Source organism: Nocardioides gansuensis (genome assembly GCF_003076135.1).
Taxonomy (GTDB): Bacteria; Actinomycetota; Actinomycetes; order Propionibacteriales; family Nocardioidaceae; genus Nocardioides; species Nocardioides gansuensis.
On record NZ_QDGZ01000004.1, the window covers coordinates 228,692 to 247,288 of the forward strand.

Consider the following 18,597-nt stretch of genomic DNA (forward strand, 5'->3'; position numbering starts at 1 on the left):
CGCCGGCCCTGCTGCTTCGTTAGGTTGTCCGTGATGCGCGTTCTCCTCGCCGGCGGTGGCACCGCCGGACACACGTCCCCCCTGATCGCCACGGCCGACGCCCTCCAGCGGCTCGACCCGGCGATCGAGGTCACCTGCCTCGGCACCCGGCGCGGCCTCGAGACCACCGTCGTCCCGGCCGCCGGCTACTCGCTCGAGCTGGTGCCGCCGGTGCCCCTGCCGCGCCGGCCGTCGGCCGACCTGGCCCGCGTCCCGCTGCGCCTGGGCGAGGCCGTGAAGAAGACGATGGACGTCCTCGACCGGGTGCGTCCCGACGTCGTCGTCGGCTACGGCGGCTACGTCTCGATGCCGGCCTACCTCGCGGCCCGCCGACGCAGGCTGCCGATCGTGGTGCACGAGCAGAACGCCCTGCCCGGGCTCGCCAACCGCGCCGGCGCCCGGATCGCCACCCGGGTGGCGGTGAGCTTCCCCGGGACGCCGCTGCCGAGGGCCGAGTTCGTCGGCCTGCCCATCCGCAGGATGATCTCGCGGCTCGACCGCCCCGCCCGGCGCGAGGAGGCCCGCCACTTCTTCGGCCTCGACCCCGCGCGTCCGACCTTGCTCGTCACGGGCGGCTCGCAGGGCGCGCGCCACCTCAACGACTCGGTCTCGGCCTCCGCCGCCGCGCTCGCCGGGGCCGGCGTGCAGGTCCTTCACGTCGTCGGGCCCAAGGGCGAGGCCTCGCCGGCGCCGTCGGACGTGCCCTACGTCGTGCTGCCGTTCGTCGAGCGCATGGACCTCGCCTACGCCGCGGCCGACCTCGTCATCTGCCGGGGCGGCGCCTCCAGCGTCACCGAGGCCGCCGCTGTCGGCCTGCCCGCGGTCATCGTGCCGCTGCCCGTCGGCAACGGCGAGCAGGCGCACAACGCCCGTCCGGTGGTGGACGCCGGAGGGGCACTGATGGTCGACAACGCCGCCCTCACGCCCGAGTGGATCCGCGCGACCGTGCCGGCGCTGGCGACCGACGCCGAGCGGCTGCGGCGGATGGGTGCCGCCGCCTCCGCCCTGGTGCCCCGCGACGCCGACGACACCCTGGCCCACATCGTCCAGGAGACCGCGCAGGCCGGGAGGGCACGGTGAGGATTCCCGTTCCCGACGAGCTACTGCCAGCCGACCAGCTGGGCAGCACCCACTTCATCGGCATCGGCGGCGCGGGCCTGTCCGCGATCGCCCGGATCATGGCCGCCCGTGGACTGCCCGTCACCGGCAGCGACGACCAGGACACCCCGTTCCTCCCCGCCCTGCGCGAGCTCGGGGTCACCTGCCACCTCGGCTACGACCCGGCCCACCTCGGCGACGCCGACACCGTCGTCGTCACCACGGCCGCCCGCGAGGACAACCCCGAGGTCGTCGAGGCGCGGCGCCGAGGGCTGCGGCTGTTGCCCCGCTCCGCCGGCCTGGCGGCGGTGATGGCCGGCCAGCGGGTGCTCGCCGTGGCCGGCACCCACGGCAAGACCACCACGACCGGGCTGCTGACGAGTGCCCTGCTCGCGGCCGGTGCCCACCCGACGTACGCCGTCGGGGGCGTGCTGACCGCCACCGGTCGCAACGCCGACGCGGGCTCCGACGACCTCTTCGTCGCCGAGGCCGACGAGAGCGACGGCGCCTTCCTGGTCTACCGCCCGCACGCGGCGATCGTGACCAACGTCGAGGCCGACCACCTCGACAACTGGGGCACGGAGGAGGCCTACCGCCAGGCGTTCGACGACTTCGCCGCGACTCTCGACCGGGACGGCTTCCTGGTCTGCTGCGCCGACGACGAGGGCGCCGCGGCCCTCGCCGCTTCGGCGCGCGCCGCCGGGCTCGAGACCATCACCGTGGGGGAGTCCGAGGGGTGCGACCTGCGAGCGGTGGACCCGGTCTTCGAGGGCAGTACGTCGCGCTGCCGGGTCGTCCGGGGCGGCCGCGACCTCGGCGAGCTCAGGCTCGCGATCCCGGGCCGGCACTACCTCCTCGACGCGCTGGCCGCGCTCGCGATGGGCCTGCGCCTTGGCTTCTCCTTCGACGACCTCGTCCTCGGGCTGGCCGGGTTCACCGGCACCGGACGGCGGATGGAGCTCAAGGGTGAGGCCGCCGGGGTGCGCGTCTACGACTCCTACGCCCACCACCCCGTCGAGATCGCCGGCGACCTCCAGGCAGCACGCTCGATCGTGGGGGAGGGGCAGCTCGTCGTCGCGTTCCAGCCCCACCTGGTGTCCCGGACGCGCATCTTCGGCACCCAGATGGGCGAGGCGCTCGGTGCCGCGGACGAGGTCGTGGTGCTCGACGTCTACCTCGCCCGCGAGGACGCCGACCCGGCGGTCACGGGTGCGCTCGTCGCCGGCGCCGTGCCCCTCCCGTCCGGGCAGGTCGCCTACGTCCCCGACTTCGATGCCGTGCCGGCCGAGCTCGCGGCCCGCGCCCGCCCCGGAGACGTCGTGCTCACCCTCGGTGCCGGCAGCGTGACCCAGCTCGGCCCGCGCGTGCTCGAGCTGCTGCGAGAGGGCGCCGATGGCGCTCGCTGACCGCAGGTCGCAGTCCCGGGAGGACCCACGGGTCCGCGCCGAGCGGGTGACCCGTCAGCGGTTCGCGCGGCGACAGTGGCGTCGCAGGTGGATGTCGTGGAAGTACATCGTCGCCGCGCTGCTGCTGGTCGGCCTCGCCGTGGCGTCGGTCTGGGCGCTCTTCTTCTCGACGTGGCTGTCGGTCAAGGGCGTCGAGGTGCAGGGCAACCGGATCCTGACGACCCAGCGCGTGCTCGGCGTCGCTGCCGTGCCCGAGGGCGAGCAGCTGGCCCTCGTCGACCTCGACCGGGCGAGGCGACGGCTCGAGTCGCTGGCCGAGGTGCGCTCGGCCGACGTCACGCGCAGCTGGCCGGACAGGGTGCACATCGAGGTCGAGGAGCGCACGGCCGTCGCCGTGGTCGAGCTGGGCGGCCGCCTCCGGGCGCTGGACCCCGAGGGGGTGGTGTTCCGGGAGTACAAGGCAGTCCCGAAGGGGATGCCGCGGGTGCGGCCGACCACCGCGACCGGCACGGACGCGCTCAAGGAGGCCGCGGGCGTCGTTGCCGCGCTGCCGGCCGACCTGGCGAAGCGGGTCGACCACCTCGCCGTCGAGACGATCGACCAGATCACCCTCGTTCTGCGCGACGGACGCGAGGTGCTCTGGGGGAGTGCGGACGAGTCGGAGCTCAAGGCGACCGTGCTCGAGGCGCTGCTGGCCGAGGCCGGTGAGGCCCGCAGCTTCGACGTCAGCGTCCCGGCCCACCCGACGTACCGCCCCTGATCCTGGGGCGCCGGCAACTTCTGCCGCGTGGTTGGGCGTGTCGGTTCACATCGACGAGGCGACGTGCCTATCGTCATGGCCAACGCGAGGTTGACATAACTATAACCCTCAGGTTCACGGTTAGGGTTCCGTGGCCGAAGGGAGTGGAGACCGAGCGACTTCCCCACCGATCAGCCCGACGTCCGGCAATCCCGCCGGACCCGATCCAGACGAGAGGCCCCGGAGCCGTGGCAGCTGCACAGAACTACCTAGCGATCATCAAGGTCGTGGGTATCGGTGGTGGTGGCGTCAACGCCGTCAACCGCATGATCGAGGTCGGCCTCAGGGGCGTCGAGTTCATCGCGATCAACACCGACGCCCAGGCCCTGCTCATGAGCGACGCCGACGTCAAGCTCGACATCGGCCGTGAGCTCACCCGTGGTCTCGGTGCCGGCGCCAACCCCGAGGTGGGTGCCAAGGCGGCCGAGGACCACGCCGACGAGATCGAAGAGGTCCTCAAGGGCGCCGACATGGTCTTCGTGACCGCGGGCGAGGGCGGCGGCACCGGCACCGGTGGTGCGCCCGTCGTGGCCCGCATCGCCCGCTCCCTGGGCGCCCTGACCATCGGTGTCGTGACGCGCCCCTTCGCCTTCGAGGGCCGCCGTCGCGCCAACTCCGCGGAGGAGGGCATCTCCCAGCTCCGCGAAGAGGTCGACACCCTCATCGTCATCCCCAACGACCGCCTGCTGTCGATCAGCGACCGCAGTGTCTCGATGCTCGACGCCTTCAAGCAGGCCGACCAGGTGCTGCTGCAGGGTGTCTCCGGCATCACCGACCTGATCACCACCCCCGGCCTGATCAACCTCGACTTCGCCGACGTGAAGTCGGTGATGGCCAACGCCGGCTCCGCGCTGATGGGCATCGGCTCGGCCCGGGGCGAGGACCGGGCCGTCCAGGCCGCCGAGATGGCCGTCTCCAGCCCGCTGCTCGAGGCGAGCATCGAGGGTGCCTACGGCGTCCTGCTGTCCATCGCCGGTGGCTCCGACCTGGGCCTCTTCGAGATCAACGAGGCGGCCGCCCTGGTCAGCCAGGCCGCCCACGCCGACGCCAACATCATCTTCGGCGCGACCATCGACGACGCGCTCGGCGACGAGGTGCGGGTGACCGTCATCGCCGCCGGCTTCGACGGGGGCATGCCCAAGCGTCGCCAGGACGGCGGCAACGCCCTGCGGCCGAACGTCCCGGTGCAGACGCCGGTGCAGACGCAGGAGCAGACCCGGGCCGCGGCCCAGCCGGCTGCCCCGCAGCGGGCGGCGGCTCCCGAGGCCGCGCGCCCGGTGGTGCAGTCGCGTCCGGCGCCCCAGGCTGCCCCCGCCCAGGGGAGCGGCCAGGGGAACGGCCAGGGCAGCCAGCCCGGGGCCGCGTCGGGTGGCCAGGCGCCGTCCCAGCAGCCGCCGCGCCAGCCGCGGCAGGTGCAGTTCGACGACGATGACCTCGACGTGCCCGACTTCCTCAAGTAAGCGGTGTTCTGGTTCCGAGACCATCGTGAGGGCGACGTCCGCGTGGACGTCGCCTTCACTGACGCATCCCTGGACGTGAAGGGGCTCCAGCCCTGCTTCCCGGCCGAGCTCACGCGGATGGAAGAGGCCTGCGGGGTGCGCTTCGCCCGCCTGCACCAGGTGCACGGCGACGACGTCGTCGCCGTCGACGCGCCGGGTCCCGAGCCGACCAGCGACGACATCCCGACCGGCGACGCCCTCGTCACCGGATCACGCGGCGTCGGCCTGATGGTCCGGGTCGCCGACTGCGTCCCCGTCCTGCTCGCCGATCCCCGTGCCGGCCTCGTGGGCGCGGTGCACGCGGGCCGGCCCGGACTCACCCTCGACGTCACCACCCGCACGGTGGAGCAGCTGCGCGCCCGGGGCGCGGCCGACCTGGTCGCCTGGGTCGGGCCACGCGTCTGCGGCCGCTGCTACGAGGTGCCCGCGGCGATGCGCGCCGAGGTCACCGCCCTCGTCCCCGCGGCGTACGCCACCACCTCGTGGGGCACCCCGGCGCTCGACATCGGCGCCGGTGTGCGCAGCCAGCTCGAGAAGGCCGGCGTCGAGGTGGTCGACGTGGGTGGCTGCACGCGCGAGGAGCCGGCCCTCCACTCCTACCGGCGCGACGGCGCCCGGGCGGGCCGCCTGGCGGGGCTGGTGTGGATCTCGTGACCCGCGCCGACGAGATCGCGGCCAACCTCGACGCCGTACGCCGCCGCATCGCCGCCGCCTGCGACGCAGCCGGCCGCGCGGGCGACGACGTGCGGCTGGTGGTCGTCACCAAGTTCTTCCCCGCCAGCGACGTGCGGATCCTCGCCGGGCTCGGCGTGACCGACGTGGGGGAGAACCGCCACCAGGAGGCCGCCGCGAAGGCCGCCGAGTGCGCCGACCTCGACGTCCGATGGCACTTCGTCGGCGGCCTGCAGAGCAACAAGGCGGCCGCCGTGGCGTCGTACGCCGACGTCGTCGAGTCCGTCGACCGCGCCAAGCTGGTGCCGGGGCTCTCGCGGGGCGCGCACGAGCGGTCCCACGAGATCGACGTGCTGCTGCAGGTCAGCCTCGACCCACCGGGGCGCGAGGGGCGAGCCGGTGCGGACCCCGACGAGCTCGACGCCCTGGCCGCGGCGGTGGAGACCGCCGGCGGGCTGCGCCTGCGGGGGCTGATGGCGGTCGCGCCGTTGGGGGAGGACCCGGCCGCGGCCTTCGCCCGGCTGGCCCGGATCCGGGCGCAGTTCCTGGAGTCCCGGCCCTGCGCCGACGTGCTCTCGGCGGGCATGAGCGGCGACCTGGAGCACGCGATCCGGCACGGCGCGACACACGTGCGCGTCGGCAGCGCGGTCCTCGGTCCGAGGCCCCGGATCAAGTAGTGTCCTTGAGCAGACGTACCCATCCCCACCAGGCGCCGACCGGTGCCCGGCAAATCGGAGGACAAGTGTCATGAGCGGCGCGATGCGCAAGATCGGCGAGTACCTCGGCCTGCTCGAGGACACCGGCCAGTACGACGACCTCGACGGCGACTACGACACCAGCCAGCAGGACGCCGTCGACCAGCGGCCGGCCCCCGTGTCCCGGGACCGCCGCCCCGCCCCCGTGTCCGACCTTTCCGAGCGCCGCCGCCCGGCCTCGGTCCAGCCTGGAGTCGTTGCCGAGTTGAGCCGCATCACCACCCTCCACCCCCGCAACTACAACGAGGCCCGCCTCGTCGGGGAGAACTACCGCGACGGCACGCCCGTGATCATGAACCTCTCGGAGATGGACGACCAGGACGCCAAGCGCCTCGTCGACTTCGCCGCCGGCCTGATCTTCGCGACGCGTGGCTCGATCGAGCGCGTGACCAACAAGGTCTTCCTGCTATCCCCGCCCAACGTCACGGTGGCAGCGGAGGACAAGGAACGCATCGCCGAGGGCGGCTTCTTCAACCAGAGCTGAGTCCCGCATGGCAGCCGTCGGCTCGATCCTCTACACACTGATCTGGGTGTTCATCGCCCTGCTCTGGATCCGGTTCATCGTGGACTGGGTGCAGGTCTTCGCGCGCCAGTGGACCCCGCACGGGCCGCTCCTGGTGGTCCTCGAGGGCGTCTACACCGCCACCGACCCGCCCATCAAGGCGCTCCGGAAGGTGATCCCACCCCTCCGGCTCGGCTCGTTCGCGCTCGACCTGAGCTTCCTGCTCGTCATGGTCGCCGCCTACCTCATGCTGCGGGTCGTCGCGACCACGATGCTCGGCTGAACCGGCCTGCCCCCCGGCCCCCATGGGGCGCCCCGCTTGGGGCGCTCACGGAGTGGCAGGATGGGACGCTATTGTTCGATGGAAGTTCCAACCCCCTAGGTTTTCCGACGAAAGTGAATGGGTGAGGTCATGCCGCTGACGCCTGAGGACGTGAGCAACAAGCGCTTTACTCCCGTCCGTCTCCGTGAGGGATACGACATGGGTGAGGTCGACCAGTTCCTCGACGAGGTCGAGGCCGAGCTGGCGCGACTGACCCAGGAGAACGACGACCTCCGGGCCAAGCTCGCGGCCGCCCAGACCGGCGCCCCCGTCCCGGCTCCCCAGGTGGCGAAGCCGGTCGAGAAGGTCGAGCCGGAGCCCGCGCCGAAGCCGGCTCCCGAGCCCGTCGCCGCCGTCGCGTCCGCGCCCACCGCGGCCGGTGCGGTGGAGACGATCAGGGTGCAGACCGTGCCCGAGGCGTCCAACGCCGCGGCCCGCCTGCTCGAGATCGCCACGCGCAACGCCGACGAGCTCGTCAACGAGGCCAAGAACGAGGCCGACAGCATCGTCGGTTCCGCCCGCACCAAGGCCGAGCGCCTCGAGGCCGAGGCCAAGGCCAAGTCGGACAAGCTCGAGGCCGATGCCCGCCAGCGCGCCCAGATGCTCGACTCCGAGACCGCCGAGCGCCGCCAGCAGATGTTCGGCGACCTCGAGAGGGAGCGCGACAAGCTCAGCAGCGAGGTCGAGACACTCCGCTCGTTCGAGCGCGAATACCGCTCCCGCCTCAAGAGCTACTTCACGCAGCAGCTCGAGGCGCTCGAGGGCTCGTCCACCGAGTCGCAGATGGCGGGCGACGGCTCGACGCCCGCTCCGAAGCGACTGCGCTCGATCCTCGGCGAGGACGACAGCTGACACAGCACGCACGACGACGGCCGGCCCCGTGGAGGGTCGGCCTTCGTGCTTTCCCGACCCGGGCGGCACGGCGCGGCGGCCGCCGTCGTCGTGTCAGGGGTGTGCCGGTGTTTGAGTGGGGAGGGGGCAGGGGCTAACCTCCCTGCCACCGTGTGGCCTCGGCCACCCCGCATGGCCCTGTTGAGGAGGCCCACCCGATGGCTCGCTCCACACGCAAGTCCCTGGCCGGCAATGCTGCCGCCGCGGCCAAAAAGGTGATCGGCCGCCGCAGCAGCCGCCGGGACGGTTCGGAGCAGCCCGCGGCCCTCTCGGCCACGTCTGCCAAGACCGTCGCCAAGAAGACGTCCGCCACGAAGAAGGGGTCGCCCGCGAAGAAGGCGGCGCCCGCGAAGAAGGCGGCGCCCGCGAAGAAGGCGGCGCCCGCGAAGAAGGCGGCGGCCGCGAAGAAGCCGGCCGCGAAGAGGACCCCGGCGACGAAGGCGCCCGCCGCGAAGGCGCCGGCGAAGAAGGCGGCGCCCGCCAAGAAGACCGCCACCAAGGCGGCGCCGGCGAAGAAGACCACGAAGACCCCAGCGAAGACCCCAGCGAAGAAGGCAGTGCCGGTGAAGAAGACCACGACCGCCCAGGCCCCCGCCACCAAGGCACCATCGGCCCGGAAGGCCACGAAGAAGGCACCCGCCTCCGCTCTGGTCGTCAAGGACGACGAGAGCGCGTGGACCAAGGCCGAGCTCGACGAGGTGGTCGCCGAGCTCACCACCCACCACGACCGGCTCAAGGCCCTGATCGACGACGCCGAGCGCGAGCTGGCCGGCCTGATGCGCGACGCCGGCGACGGCGCCGGCCACGACCAGGCCGACATGGGCGCGACCAGCTTCGAGCGCGACCACGAGCTCACGGTCGTCAACAACGAGCGCGACATGCTGGCCCAGGTCGAGCGGGCGCTGGGACACATCCACGACGGCACCTACGGCGTCTGCGAGTCCTGCGGCAACCCCATCGGCAAGATGCGGTTGATGGCGTTCCCGCGTGCCACACTGTGCCTGTCATGCAAGCAGCGCGAGGAGCGTCGCTGACCACCAGCGACCCGGCCACCACGACCGCTCCGACGCGACCCCGGCGGGCGCGTGCGATCTTCGGGCTCGTCGCCCTCGCGGCGTACGTCGCGGACCTCGCGAGCAAGCAGTGGGCGCTCTCGGCCCTCGCCGACCGCGACATCCACGCCGTCGGCGACCTGCTCGTCTTCCACCTGACCCACAACCCGGGGGCGGCCTTCAGCACGGGCGCGGAGTTCACGGTCGTGTTCAGCAGCCTGTCGATCGTGGCGGTGCTGGTGGTGCTCTGGGTGGTCAGGAAGGTGGGGAGTCCGCTGTGGGCGCTGGCCCTGGGCCTGCTCCTCGGCGGTGTCGGCGGCAATCTCACCGACCGGCTGGTGCGGGACCCGGGCCCGATGCGCGGCCACGTGGTCGACTTCCTGATGCTGCCCCACTGGCCGGTCTTCAACATCGCCGACATGTGCATCAACGCGGCCGCCGTGCTGATCGTCGTGCAGACCTTCCGGGGCATGCAGGTCGACGGCCGGCGCGTGGAGCCCCACCGATGAGCAGCTTCGCCGACCATCGCACGGTCCTGGTGCCCGAGGGCCTGGCCGGCGAGCGCGTGGACGCCGCGATGGCCCGGATGTTCGGCTTCTCCCGCAGCCGCGCGGCCGACCTGATCGCCCAGGGGCTCGTCGAGGTCGACGGCTCGGCTGTCAGCAAGAGCGACCGCGTCGAGCCGGGCGCCATGCTCGACGTGAGGATCCCGGTCGAGACCGACCCCCTCGAGGTGGTCCCAGAGATCGTCGAGGGCATCAAGATCATCCACGACGACGACGCCCTCGTGGTGATCGACAAGCCCGTCGGCGTCGCGGTCCACCCCAGCCCCGGCTGGTCCGGCCCCACCGTGGTCGGCCACCTGGCCGGCGCAGGCTTCCGCATCTCGACGAGCGGTGCCAAGGAGCGCGAGGGCATCGTCCAGCGCCTCGACGTCGGCACGTCCGGGGTCATGGTGATCGCGAAGTCGGAGCACTCCTACTCCGTGCTCAAGAACGCCTTCCGCCACCGCACCGTCGACAAGACCTACCACGCCCTCGTGCAGGGCCATCCCGACCCGCTCAGCGGCACCGTCGACGCCCCGATCGGCCGCCACCCGAAGTTCGACTACAAGTTCGCCGTGATGGGCGACGGCCGGCACAGCGTCACGCACTACGAGACGCTCGAGGCCCACCGCTTCGCCAGCCTGCTCGAGATCCACCTCGAGACGGGTCGCACCCACCAGATCCGCGTGCACATGGCGGCGCTCAAGCATCCGTGCGTCGGCGACATCACCTACGGCGCAGACCCGGTGCTCGCCAAGCGGGTGGGCCTGGAGCGCCAGTGGCTGCACGCCGTGAAGCTCGGCTTCGAGCACCCCGACTCGGGTGACTACGTCGAGTACGAGTCCAGCTATCCCGCCGACCTCGCCCAGGCGCTCGAGGTCATCCGCAACGCCCACTGACGTGCCTTCCTCCCACACCTCCCGCTCCGACGTCCTGCTGGTCCCGGCGTCAGTCGACGAGCTGCCCGACGTCGCCGAGGTCTATCTCGAGGCGCGGGCCGCCGCCGAGGCCCTGGGAGCGTTCCCGCCCGGTGTCCACTCGCCTCACGAGGTGCGGGAGTGGGTGCGCTCGTGGGACCTGTCGACCCGCGAGGTCTGGATCGCGCTCCTCGACGACCAGCTGGTGGGCTTCGTCAACCTCACGACCACATGGCTCGACGGCCTCTACGTCGCGCCCTCGGCGCAAGGGGCGGGCATCGGGTCCGCGCTGCTCGATCTGGTGAAGGGGCTGCGGCCGGGTGGCTTCGGGCTCTGGGTCTTCGAGTGCAACACCCCGGCCCGGGAGTTCTACGCCCGCCACGGCCTGGTCGAGGTCGCCCGCACCGACGGCCGCGACAACGAGGAGCGGTCCCCGGACATCCACCTCGCGTGGCCGGGCAGCTGAGCCGAGTCGGCGCATCTGCACACGCTGGACCCGCCGAGTCGGCGCATCTGCCACGTCGGACCCGCCGAGTCGGCGCATCTGCACACGCTGGACCCGCCGAGTCGGCGTCTCGCGATGCTCAGGTCAGGCGCTCTCCCAGAGGCCGACCAGATTGCCCTCGGTGTCGGTGAAGTAGCCCGCGAAGCCCATGTCGCCCACCGGCATCCGCTCGGTGACCACGGCGCCGCCAGCCTCGACGACCCGCTTGAGCGCGTCCTCCACGCTCGGCACGTCGATGACGATGTTCGGCGCCTTTCCGGGGAACTGCTCGCTGCGTTCGAACATGCCACCGTTGATGAAACCCGGCTCGGACGGGCCGGACTCCTGGTCCGTCGGCCCGGTCGTCACGATCGTGTAGTCCATGTCGGGCATCGGCATCAATTGCCAGCCGAAGGTGTCGCCGTAGAACTTCCGTGCCCGGTCACCGTCGTCGAACGGGAGCTCGAAGTGCACCACCTTGCCGGACATGCTGGCCTCCCTGGGTTGGATGTGCGTACAGTCCGCCACTCTTCTCCCGTGTCGGTGGCGGGGCAAGGCCTCGTGCAGGTCCGGCGCGCCAGCATGCGTCGGACGCGGACCGACGCTTGTGCAGATGCGCCGACTCGGCGCCCTCGCCGTGTGCAGATGCGCCGACTCGGCAAGAGGGATGATCGGGGCATGGAGATGGACGGGGAGATCGCCGACCGCTACCGCGACTTCGCGGCGTACGCCGAGGGCGACTCGCCGTGCTTCGCCGACTGGGCGCTCCGGGTGGCCGACGACCCGGAGGTGCATGCCTGGCTCGCGGACCTGCCGCGGATCAAGCAGCAGGCCAACCTCGTGTTCGCCGCCGCCCGGTGGCACGGTGCCGAGGCGCCGGGCGGCTACGAGGGCTTCAAGGCCGTGCTGTTCGAGCGCGAGGCGGAGGTGAAGGAGACGATCAGGCAGCGGGCCACCCAGACCAACGAGGTGGGCCGGCTCGCCACCCTGACCCCGGTGTTCGCGACTATCCCCGGCCCCCTCGGACTGGTCGAGGTCGGGGCCAGTGCCGGGCTGTGCCTCTTCCCGGACCGCTACGACTACGCGTGGCCACCGCGCGGCGAGCTGCGGGGGAGCGGAGGCCCCACCCTCACCGCGACGGCGACCGGCCCGATGCCGGTCCCGGCCTCGCACCCCGACGTCGCCTGGCGGGGCGGGGCCGACCTCAACCCGCTCGACGTCGAGGACGAGGACGCGATGGCCTGGCTCGAGAATCTGGTCTGGCCCGAGCAGGACGAGCGACGAGAGCGGCTGAGGCAGGCCATCGCCGTGGCCCGGACCGACCCGCCGCAGGTGGTGCGCGGCGACCTCTTCGACGCGCTGCCACGACTGCTGCGGGAGGCCGGCCGGCACGGCACCCCGGTGGTCTTCCACTCGGCCGTCGTCGCCTACCTCGAGGACGACGACCGGGAGCGCTTCGACGAGCTGATGACCGGCCTGGTCGCCGACGGCGCCTGCCGCTGGGTCAGCAACGAGGCGCCCCAGGTGCTGCCCCGGCTGGCCGGCGGGCGGCGGGTCCCGGCGGGCCGGTTCCTGCTGGCCCTGGACGGCCAGGCCGCGGCGTACACCCACGGTCACGGGCACGCGATCGACTGGCTTTTCGGCGCGCCGACACGGGTGTCGGAGGGCCCTGCCAGACTGACGTAGGCTGACGTCCTTCCCCCACGAGCGGCCCGGTGAGCGGCTCCGTGACGTTGCCGCTGCGATGCAGTGCCTTGACCTGCAGGAAGGTGTGGAAGACCCCCGATGTCGGCCCAGGACAGCTTCGTCCACCTCCACGTCCACACGGAATACTCGATGCTGGACGGCGCGGCCCGGCTCAAGGACATGGCGGCGCGCACCGCCGAGCTCGGCATGCCGGCGATCGCGATGACCGACCACGGCAACGTCTTCGGCGCCTACGAGTTCTACAAGGCGGCCAAGGACGCCGGCATCAAGCCGATCATCGGCATCGAGGCCTACTTCACGCCCAACATCAGCCGCTTCGAGCGCAAGCGCGTCAACTTCTACAAGGGCGGCCCCGACGACGTCTCCAGCCGCGGCGCCTACACCCACATGACCCTGCTCTCGGAGTCCACCGAGGGCATGCACAACCTGTTCCGCCTCTCCACCGGCGCCTGGCGCGACGGCTTCTTCCAGCACCCGCGCGCCGACCGCGAGCTGCTGGCCCAGCACGCCAGGGGCCTGATCGGTACGACGGGGTGCCCCAGCGGCGAGGTGCAGGTGCACCTGCGCCACGACAACTACGAGGCGGCGCGCCAGACGGCGGGCGACTTCCAGGACATCCTCGGGAGGGACAACTACTTCCTCGAGCTGATGGACCACGGGCTCGACATCGAGCGCCGGGTGCGCGACGGGCTGCTCAAGCTCTCGGAGGACCTGCAGATCCCGCTGCTCGCGACCAACGACTCCCACTACGTCCGCCGCGAGGACGCCCCGTCCCAGGAGCACCTGCTCTGCATCAACTCCGGGTCGACGATGGACATCCCGGCCGGTGACGGCCCTGGCCAGCGCTTCGCCTTCAACGGCGACGGCTACTACATCAAGTCCGCCGCCGAGATGCGCGAGCTCTGGCGCGACTTCCCCGCGGCCTGCGACAACACCCTGCTGATCGCCGAGCGGTGCAACGTCGAGTTCACCGAGGGCAACGGCACTTACATGCCGCGGTTCCCCTGCCCTCCCGGGGAGAGCGAGGACTCCTGGCTGGTGAAGGAGGTCGAGAAGGGGCTCGCGTTCCGCTACCCCCAGGGCATCCCCGACCACGTCCGCAGGCAGGCCGAGTTCGAGATCGGCGTCATCACCCAGATGGGCTTCTCGGGCTACTTCCTCGTCGTCGCCGACTTCATCAACTGGGCCAAGGACAACGGCATCCGGGTCGGCCCGGGCCGCGGCTCCGGAGCGGGCTCGATGGTCGCCTACGCCATGCGGATCACCGACCTCGACCCGCTCGAGCACGGCCTGATCTTCGAGCGCTTCCTCAACCCCGACCGCATCTCGATGCCCGACTTCGACATCGACTTCGACGAGCGCCGGCGCGGTGAGGTGATCCGCTACGTCACCGAGAAGTACGGCGACGACCGGGTCTCGATGATCATCACCTACGGCACCATCAAGGCCAAGCAGGCGGTGAAGGACTCCAGCCGCATCCTGGGCTACCCCTTCGCGATGGGGGACCGGATCACCAAGGCGATGCCGGCCGCGGTGATGGGCAAGGACATCCCGCTCAAGCAGATCTTCGACCCCGCCCACCCGCGCTTCGGCGAGGGCGGCGAGTTCCGGCAGCTCTACGACGCCGACAACGACGTCAAGCGGGTCGTCGACACCGCGATGGGCATCGAGGGCCTCAAGCGCCAGTGGGGCGTGCACGCCGCCGGCATCATCATGTCGAGCGAGCCGCTCATCGACGTGATCCCGCTGCTCAAGCGGCCCGCCGACGGCGCGATGATCACCCAGTTCGACTACCCCACGTGTGAGGCCCTCGGCCTCATCAAGATGGACTTCCTCGGGCTGCGCAACCTCACGGTCCTCGACGACGCGGTGAAGAACATCGAGGTCAACCGGGGCGAGAAGGTCGTGCTGGAGGACCTCACCCTCGACGACCCCGCGACCTACGCCCTGCTCCAGCGCGGCGACACCCTCGGCGTCTTCCAGCTCGACGGCGGCCCGATGCGGGCCTTGCTGCGGTCGATGCGGCCCGACAAGTTCGAGGACATCTCCGCCGTCGGTGCGCTCTACCGGCCGGGCCCGATGGGCGCCGACTCCCACAACAAGTACGCGCGCCGCAAGACCGGCCGCGAGCCCGTGGAACCGATCCACCCCGAGCTCGCGGAGCCCCTGCTGGACATCCTCGGCGAGACCTACGGCCTGATCGTCTACCAGGAGCAGGTCATGGCCATCGCGCAGAAGCTCGCGGGCTACACGCTCGGACAGGCGGACCTGCTCCGCCGCGCGATGGGCAAGAAGAAGAAGACCGAGCTGGACAAGCAGTTCGAGATCTTCTCCGGCGGCATGACCGAGCGGGGCTACTCGATGGCCGCCGTGAAGACCCTCTGGGACATCCTGCTGCCGTTCTCCGACTACGCCTTCAACAAGGCCCACTCCGCGGCGTACGGCCTGGTCTCCTACTGGACGGCCTATCTCAAGGCCAACTACCCGGCCGAATACATGGCCGCCCTGCTGACCTCGACGCGGGACGACAAGGACAAGTCGGCGATCTACCTCAACGAGTGCCGCCGGATGAAGATCCAGGTGCTCCCGCCCGACGTCAACGAGTCCCACGCCAACTTCACCCCGGTCGGCAACGACATCCGCTTCGGCCTCACCGCGATCCGCAACGTCGGCGCCAACGTCGTCGACGGCATCGTCTCGGCGCGCCAGCAGAAGGGCCGCTACGCCGACTTCAACGACTTCATGGACAAGGTGCCCGCCCACGTCTGCAACAAGCGGGTCATCGAGTCGCTGATCAAGGCCGGCGCCTTCGACGAGATGAAGCACAAGCGGCGCGCCCTCGTGACGATCCACGAGACCGCGGTCGACCAGTACATCGACATCAAGAAGAACGAGGCAATCGGCCAGGACTCGCTCTTCGCCGATATGGGCAGCCTCGACGGCGATGATTTCAGCGGCTTCGGTGTCTCGATCTCGATCCCCGACATCGACGACTGGGACAAGACGACCCTGCTCGGCCACGAGCGGGAGATGCTGGGCCTCTACGTCTCCGACCACCCGCTGCTCGGCCTCGAGCACGTGCTCTCCGCCGGGACCGACTGCACCATCGGCCAGCTGATGCTCGACGAGGACCGCCCGCACGGCTCGACGATCACGGTGAGCGGCCTGGTGACGAGCGTGCAACGCAAGATCACCAAGCGCGGAGACGCGTGGGCCACGATCACGCTGGAGGACCTCGACGGTGCCATCGAGGTGCTGCTCTTCCCCAGCGCCTACCAGCTCGCCTCCACGCACCTCGTCGAGGACGCGATCATCCGGGTCAAGGGCCAGCTCTCCCGTGACAAGGACCAGCCCGAGCTGCGCGCGCAGGAGGTCACCGTCCCCGACCTGAGCGAGGGCCCGTCGGGACCCGTCGTCGTGACGTTGCCGCAGACCAGGTGCACGCCGCCGGTGGTCAACCAGTTCCGCGACATCCTCGGCACCCACCCGGGGGTCACCGAAGTGCGGCTGCGGCTGATGAGCCGGGACAAGACGATCGTGATGCGGATGCCCGACCAGCTGCGGGTCACGCCGAGCCCGGCGCTCTTCGCCGACCTCAAGCAGCTGCTCGGCCCCGGGTGCCTCACCGGATGAGCCCGCTCCATGCCCTGGTCCGCCCCGTCGCGGTGGTGGCCGCCTTCGCCCTGTCCGGCGCGGTGTCCGGCGTCCTCTGGGAGTGGCTGTGGGAACCGCCGACCGGCCTGGTCGTCTCCGGCCAGTGGGTGCTGGAGCCCGCGGGGCCGGACCTCGGCTTCTCCGACACCGGCTGGTACGTCGTGATCGCGATGGCCGTCGGGGCCGTGCTCGCGGCCGCGATCGGCTGGGGCTTCCCGGGCCGCGAGCTGGTGACCCTGGCCGCCGTGGTGGTCGGGGCGTTCGTCGCAGGCTGGCTGATGTTCCGGGTCGGCCACGCCCTGGGCCCGCCGGACCCCCGGGTGCTCGCCGCGGGCGAGGCCGACCTGGTCAGGCTGCCGGCCGACCTGCGGGTCGCCGGCTCGGACGCCCGGCCCTCCCTCTTGCGCCCGGAGTCGAGCGCCTTCGCGGCGTTCCCGGCCGGCGCCACGCTCGGCCTGATGGCCGTCTTCCTCATGGGTCGCGGGCGGACCGCGCGAGGTCAGCAGACCCCGGGTTGAGAGTGCACCGACGCGGGTAGGGTGACGACGTCACACACACGTCGGCGCAAGCCGGCCATCCACACGGGGGTTCCCTTGTCCAGCACCACTCCTTCGGGACCGGGGGGTCCCGAGTTCCTCGAGCCGACCGGCGGCAGTCCGGTCGGCTCCAGCTCCCGCTCGGGCGACAACCGCAAGCGCCTGCTCGTGCTGGGCGGCGTCGTCGGGCTCGTCGCCGTCGGTGGCGCCGCTGCCTGGGCGATCACGTCCTTCGTGGGCACGGGCGCCCAGCCGGCCGAGGCACTGCCGGCCGGCACCCTCGCCTACGCCAGCGTCGACCTCGACCCGAGCGGCAGCCAGAAGATCGAGGCGATCCGCACCCTGCGCAAGTTCCCCGCGTTCAAGGACAAGATCAACCTCGACACCGACGACGACCTGCGTGAGCGGTTCTTCGAGGAGATGACCTCGAGCGGCGAGTGCGAGGGTCTCGACTACGCCGAGGACGTGGAGCCGTGGCTCGGCAACCGCCTCGCCGTGGCCGGCGTCGACACCGGCGCGGAGCAGCCCTCCCCGGTCGTCGTCGTGCAGATCAGCGACGCCGGCGCAGCCGAGGACGGCTTCCGGGCGATCGAGGAGGCCTGCGGCAACACCGACGAGCCGGCCGGCATCGCCGTCGAGGGCGACTGGGCGATCGTGGCCGAGACGCAGGAGCAGGCCGACAAGGTGGTCGAGCTCGCGGGCGAGGGCACCCTGGCCGATGACGACGACTTCACCCGCTGGACCGGCGAGACCGGCGACGCGGGCATCCTGACCATGTACGCGTCCCCCGAGATCGGCCCCGAGCTGCTCTCCCTCCTCGAGGACACCGGCGTCAGCCCGTTCGGCGGCTCCGAGCTCGGCGGGATCGACCCCGAGACCGGCGAGTTCGAGGACGTCGAGCCCTCGGCCTCCCCGAGCGTCCCGCCGGAGGTCCAGAAGAGCCTCGAGGACTTCGGGGGCGCGGCCGCCACGCTCCGCTTCTCCGACGGCTCACTGGAGCTGGAGTTCGCCGCCGACTCTGGCGAGCAGGCGGAGATCTTCGCAGACGTCGACTCCGGCGGCGAGATCGTCGGATCCCTGCCCGAGGGCACGATCGCGGCGATCGGCTTCGGCGTCCCGGACGGCTGGGTCGACATGATGGCCGAGCAGATGGCCAGCAGCCTGGGCCAGACGAAGGACGAGCTCTACGCGGAGGCCTCCGCGCAGACGGGCCTGGACCTGCCGGACGACCTGGAGGCGCTCGTCGGTGACGGCCTCGCGGTCTCTCTCGGCGAGGGCATCGACCCCGACGCCGTGATGAACGGCGGGCCCGCCGAGCTGCCGATCGCGATCAAGATCGACGGCGACGAGGCCGAGGTCGAGGCGGTCCTGGAGAAGCTGCGTCCGCAGCTCGGCGAGGAGGCAGACCTCCTCGAGACCGCCACCGGCGACGACTACGTCGTGCTCGGCCCCAACGCCGACTACCGCGAGAAGGTCGCGCAGGAGGACGGGCTCGAGGGCTCCGAGGCCTACCAGCAGGTGGTCGAGGGGGCCGACGGCGCGGCGGCCGTCATGTTCGTCGACTTCGACGCCGACGACAACTGGCTGGCACGGGTGGCCCAGGACGACGCGGAGCTGGCGGACAACCTGGAGCCCCTCTCGGCCCTCGGCATCACCGGGTGGTACGAGGACCGGGTCTCCCACGGCTTCGTCCGGCTCACCACCGACTGAGGCAGCCGA

The 18,597-nt window shown here is 71.5% G+C and carries 18 protein-coding genes; 17 read left to right on the forward strand and 1 reads right to left on the reverse strand.

All coding sequences use genetic code 11. The annotated features are described in order from the left end of the window. Nucleotides 1–33 precede the first annotated feature (33 nt). The 13 genes from murG (at nt 34) to DDE18_RS10675 (ending at nt 10,963) form a co-directional block, all read left to right on the forward strand. Nucleotides 34–1,119, forward strand: a complete 1,086-nt coding sequence (gene murG / locus DDE18_RS10615) for an undecaprenyldiphospho-muramoylpentapeptide beta-N-acetylglucosaminyltransferase (protein WP_116572234.1) — start codon at nt 34–36, stop codon at nt 1,117–1,119. Next, nucleotides 1,116–2,543 carry a UDP-N-acetylmuramate--L-alanine ligase gene (gene murC / locus DDE18_RS10620; protein WP_116572235.1) on the forward strand — a complete coding sequence of 476 codons (1,428 nt, stop codon included), beginning with the start codon at nt 1,116–1,118 and terminating at the stop codon, nt 2,541–2,543. The genes murG and murC overlap by 4 nt, the downstream gene beginning before the upstream one ends. After that, nucleotides 2,530–3,303 (forward strand): cell division protein FtsQ/DivIB, encoded by a 774-nt coding sequence (locus DDE18_RS10625; protein ID WP_116572236.1) that lies wholly within the window; start codon nt 2,530–2,532, stop codon nt 3,301–3,303. Before murC ends, DDE18_RS10625 begins: the two co-directional genes overlap by 14 nt. A 227-nt stretch (nt 3,304–3,530) precedes the next feature. Next, the gene (gene ftsZ, locus DDE18_RS10630; protein WP_116572237.1) at nt 3,531–4,802 is read left to right on the forward strand and encodes a cell division protein FtsZ; all 1,272 of its coding nucleotides are present in this window, start codon (nt 3,531–3,533) and stop codon (nt 4,800–4,802) included. Between the two features lie 3 nt (nt 4,803–4,805). Further along, nucleotides 4,806–5,495 carry a purine nucleoside phosphorylase YfiH/LACC1 family protein gene (locus DDE18_RS10635; RefSeq protein WP_245916596.1) on the forward strand — a complete coding sequence of 230 codons (690 nt, stop codon included), beginning with the start codon at nt 4,806–4,808 and terminating at the stop codon, nt 5,493–5,495. Beyond that, a complete protein-coding gene (locus DDE18_RS10640; RefSeq protein ID WP_245916597.1) occupies nt 5,492–6,190 on the forward strand; it encodes a YggS family pyridoxal phosphate-dependent enzyme in 699 nt (232 codons plus the stop codon). Before DDE18_RS10635 ends, DDE18_RS10640 begins: the two co-directional genes overlap by 4 nt. Nucleotides 6,191–6,260: 70 nt before the next feature. After that, nucleotides 6,261–6,752: a cell division protein SepF gene (locus DDE18_RS10645; protein WP_116572239.1), complete on the forward strand. Its 492-nt coding sequence runs from the start codon at nt 6,261–6,263 to the stop codon at nt 6,750–6,752. A gap of 7 nt (nt 6,753–6,759) precedes the next feature. Next, nucleotides 6,760–7,053 carry a YggT family protein gene (locus DDE18_RS10650; protein ID WP_116572240.1) on the forward strand — a complete coding sequence of 98 codons (294 nt, stop codon included), beginning with the start codon at nt 6,760–6,762 and terminating at the stop codon, nt 7,051–7,053. A 129-nt stretch (nt 7,054–7,182) separates the two neighbouring features. Beyond that, nucleotides 7,183–7,944 carry a DivIVA domain-containing protein gene (locus tag DDE18_RS10655; protein WP_165821118.1) on the forward strand — a complete coding sequence of 254 codons (762 nt, stop codon included), beginning with the start codon at nt 7,183–7,185 and terminating at the stop codon, nt 7,942–7,944. Between the two features lie 197 nt (nt 7,945–8,141). After that, nucleotides 8,142–9,017, forward strand: a complete 876-nt coding sequence (locus DDE18_RS10660) for a TraR/DksA family transcriptional regulator (RefSeq protein WP_116572242.1) — start codon at nt 8,142–8,144, stop codon at nt 9,015–9,017. Continuing rightward, a complete protein-coding gene (locus DDE18_RS10665; protein ID WP_116572243.1) occupies nt 8,990–9,544 on the forward strand; it encodes a signal peptidase II in 555 nt (184 codons plus the stop codon). Before DDE18_RS10660 ends, DDE18_RS10665 begins: the two co-directional genes overlap by 28 nt. Continuing rightward, the gene (locus tag DDE18_RS10670; RefSeq protein WP_116572244.1) at nt 9,541–10,479 is read left to right on the forward strand and encodes an RluA family pseudouridine synthase; all 939 of its coding nucleotides are present in this window, start codon (nt 9,541–9,543) and stop codon (nt 10,477–10,479) included. Before DDE18_RS10665 ends, DDE18_RS10670 begins: the two co-directional genes overlap by 4 nt. Before the next feature lies 1 nt (nt 10,480). Continuing rightward, complete coding sequence (locus DDE18_RS10675; RefSeq protein ID WP_165821119.1) at nt 10,481–10,963, forward strand: GNAT family N-acetyltransferase; 483 nt, start codon at nt 10,481–10,483, stop codon at nt 10,961–10,963. A 123-nt stretch (nt 10,964–11,086) separates the two neighbouring features. On the opposite strand, the gene DDE18_RS10680 is transcribed toward DDE18_RS10675, so the two are convergent. Further along, on the reverse strand, nt 11,087–11,470 hold the full coding sequence (locus DDE18_RS10680; protein WP_116572246.1) for a VOC family protein: 384 nt from the start codon (nt 11,468–11,470) through the stop codon (nt 11,087–11,089). A 189-nt stretch (nt 11,471–11,659) separates the two neighbouring features. On the opposite strand from DDE18_RS10680, the gene DDE18_RS10685 reads away from it, so the two are divergent. The 4 genes from DDE18_RS10685 (at nt 11,660) to DDE18_RS10700 (ending at nt 18,588) form a co-directional block, all read left to right on the forward strand. Then, nucleotides 11,660–12,667: a DUF2332 domain-containing protein gene (locus DDE18_RS10685; RefSeq protein ID WP_116572247.1), complete on the forward strand. Its 1,008-nt coding sequence runs from the start codon at nt 11,660–11,662 to the stop codon at nt 12,665–12,667. Nucleotides 12,668–12,766: 99 nt separating this feature from the next. Next, nucleotides 12,767–16,321 carry a DNA polymerase III subunit alpha gene (gene dnaE / locus DDE18_RS10690; RefSeq protein WP_116572248.1) on the forward strand — a complete coding sequence of 1,185 codons (3,555 nt, stop codon included), beginning with the start codon at nt 12,767–12,769 and terminating at the stop codon, nt 16,319–16,321. Then, the gene (locus tag DDE18_RS10695) at nt 16,318–16,860 is read left to right on the forward strand and encodes a hypothetical protein (RefSeq protein WP_116572249.1); all 543 of its coding nucleotides are present in this window, start codon (nt 16,318–16,320) and stop codon (nt 16,858–16,860) included. The genes dnaE and DDE18_RS10695 overlap by 4 nt, the downstream gene beginning before the upstream one ends. 75 nt (nt 16,861–16,935) lie before the next feature. After that, a complete protein-coding gene (locus tag DDE18_RS10700; protein ID WP_165821120.1) occupies nt 16,936–18,588 on the forward strand; it encodes a DUF3352 domain-containing protein in 1,653 nt (550 codons plus the stop codon). Nucleotides 18,589–18,597: the final 9 nt, after the last annotated feature.

Coding starts and splice junctions, on each gene's coding strand:
- DDE18_RS10680 (WP_116572246.1), bottom strand. CDS start 11,470: ATGTCCGGCAAGGTGGTGCACTTCGAGCTCCCGTTCGACGACGGTGAC.
- DDE18_RS10660 (WP_116572242.1), top strand. CDS start 8,142: ATGGCTCGCTCCACACGCAAGTCCCTGGCCGGCAATGCTGCCGCCGCG.
- DDE18_RS10625 (WP_116572236.1), top strand. CDS start 2,530: ATGGCGCTCGCTGACCGCAGGTCGCAGTCCCGGGAGGACCCACGGGTC.
- DDE18_RS10665 (WP_116572243.1), top strand. CDS start 8,990: ATGCAAGCAGCGCGAGGAGCGTCGCTGACCACCAGCGACCCGGCCACC.
- DDE18_RS10670 (WP_116572244.1), top strand. CDS start 9,541: ATGAGCAGCTTCGCCGACCATCGCACGGTCCTGGTGCCCGAGGGCCTG.
- DDE18_RS10645 (WP_116572239.1), top strand. CDS start 6,261: ATGAGCGGCGCGATGCGCAAGATCGGCGAGTACCTCGGCCTGCTCGAG.
- dnaE (WP_116572248.1), top strand. CDS start 12,767: ATGTCGGCCCAGGACAGCTTCGTCCACCTCCACGTCCACACGGAATAC.
- murG (WP_116572234.1), top strand. CDS start 34: ATGCGCGTTCTCCTCGCCGGCGGTGGCACCGCCGGACACACGTCCCCC.
- DDE18_RS10685 (WP_116572247.1), top strand. CDS start 11,660: ATGGAGATGGACGGGGAGATCGCCGACCGCTACCGCGACTTCGCGGCG.
- DDE18_RS10695 (WP_116572249.1), top strand. CDS start 16,318: ATGAGCCCGCTCCATGCCCTGGTCCGCCCCGTCGCGGTGGTGGCCGCC.
- DDE18_RS10655 (WP_165821118.1), top strand. CDS start 7,183: ATGCCGCTGACGCCTGAGGACGTGAGCAACAAGCGCTTTACTCCCGTC.
- DDE18_RS10650 (WP_116572240.1), top strand. CDS start 6,760: ATGGCAGCCGTCGGCTCGATCCTCTACACACTGATCTGGGTGTTCATC.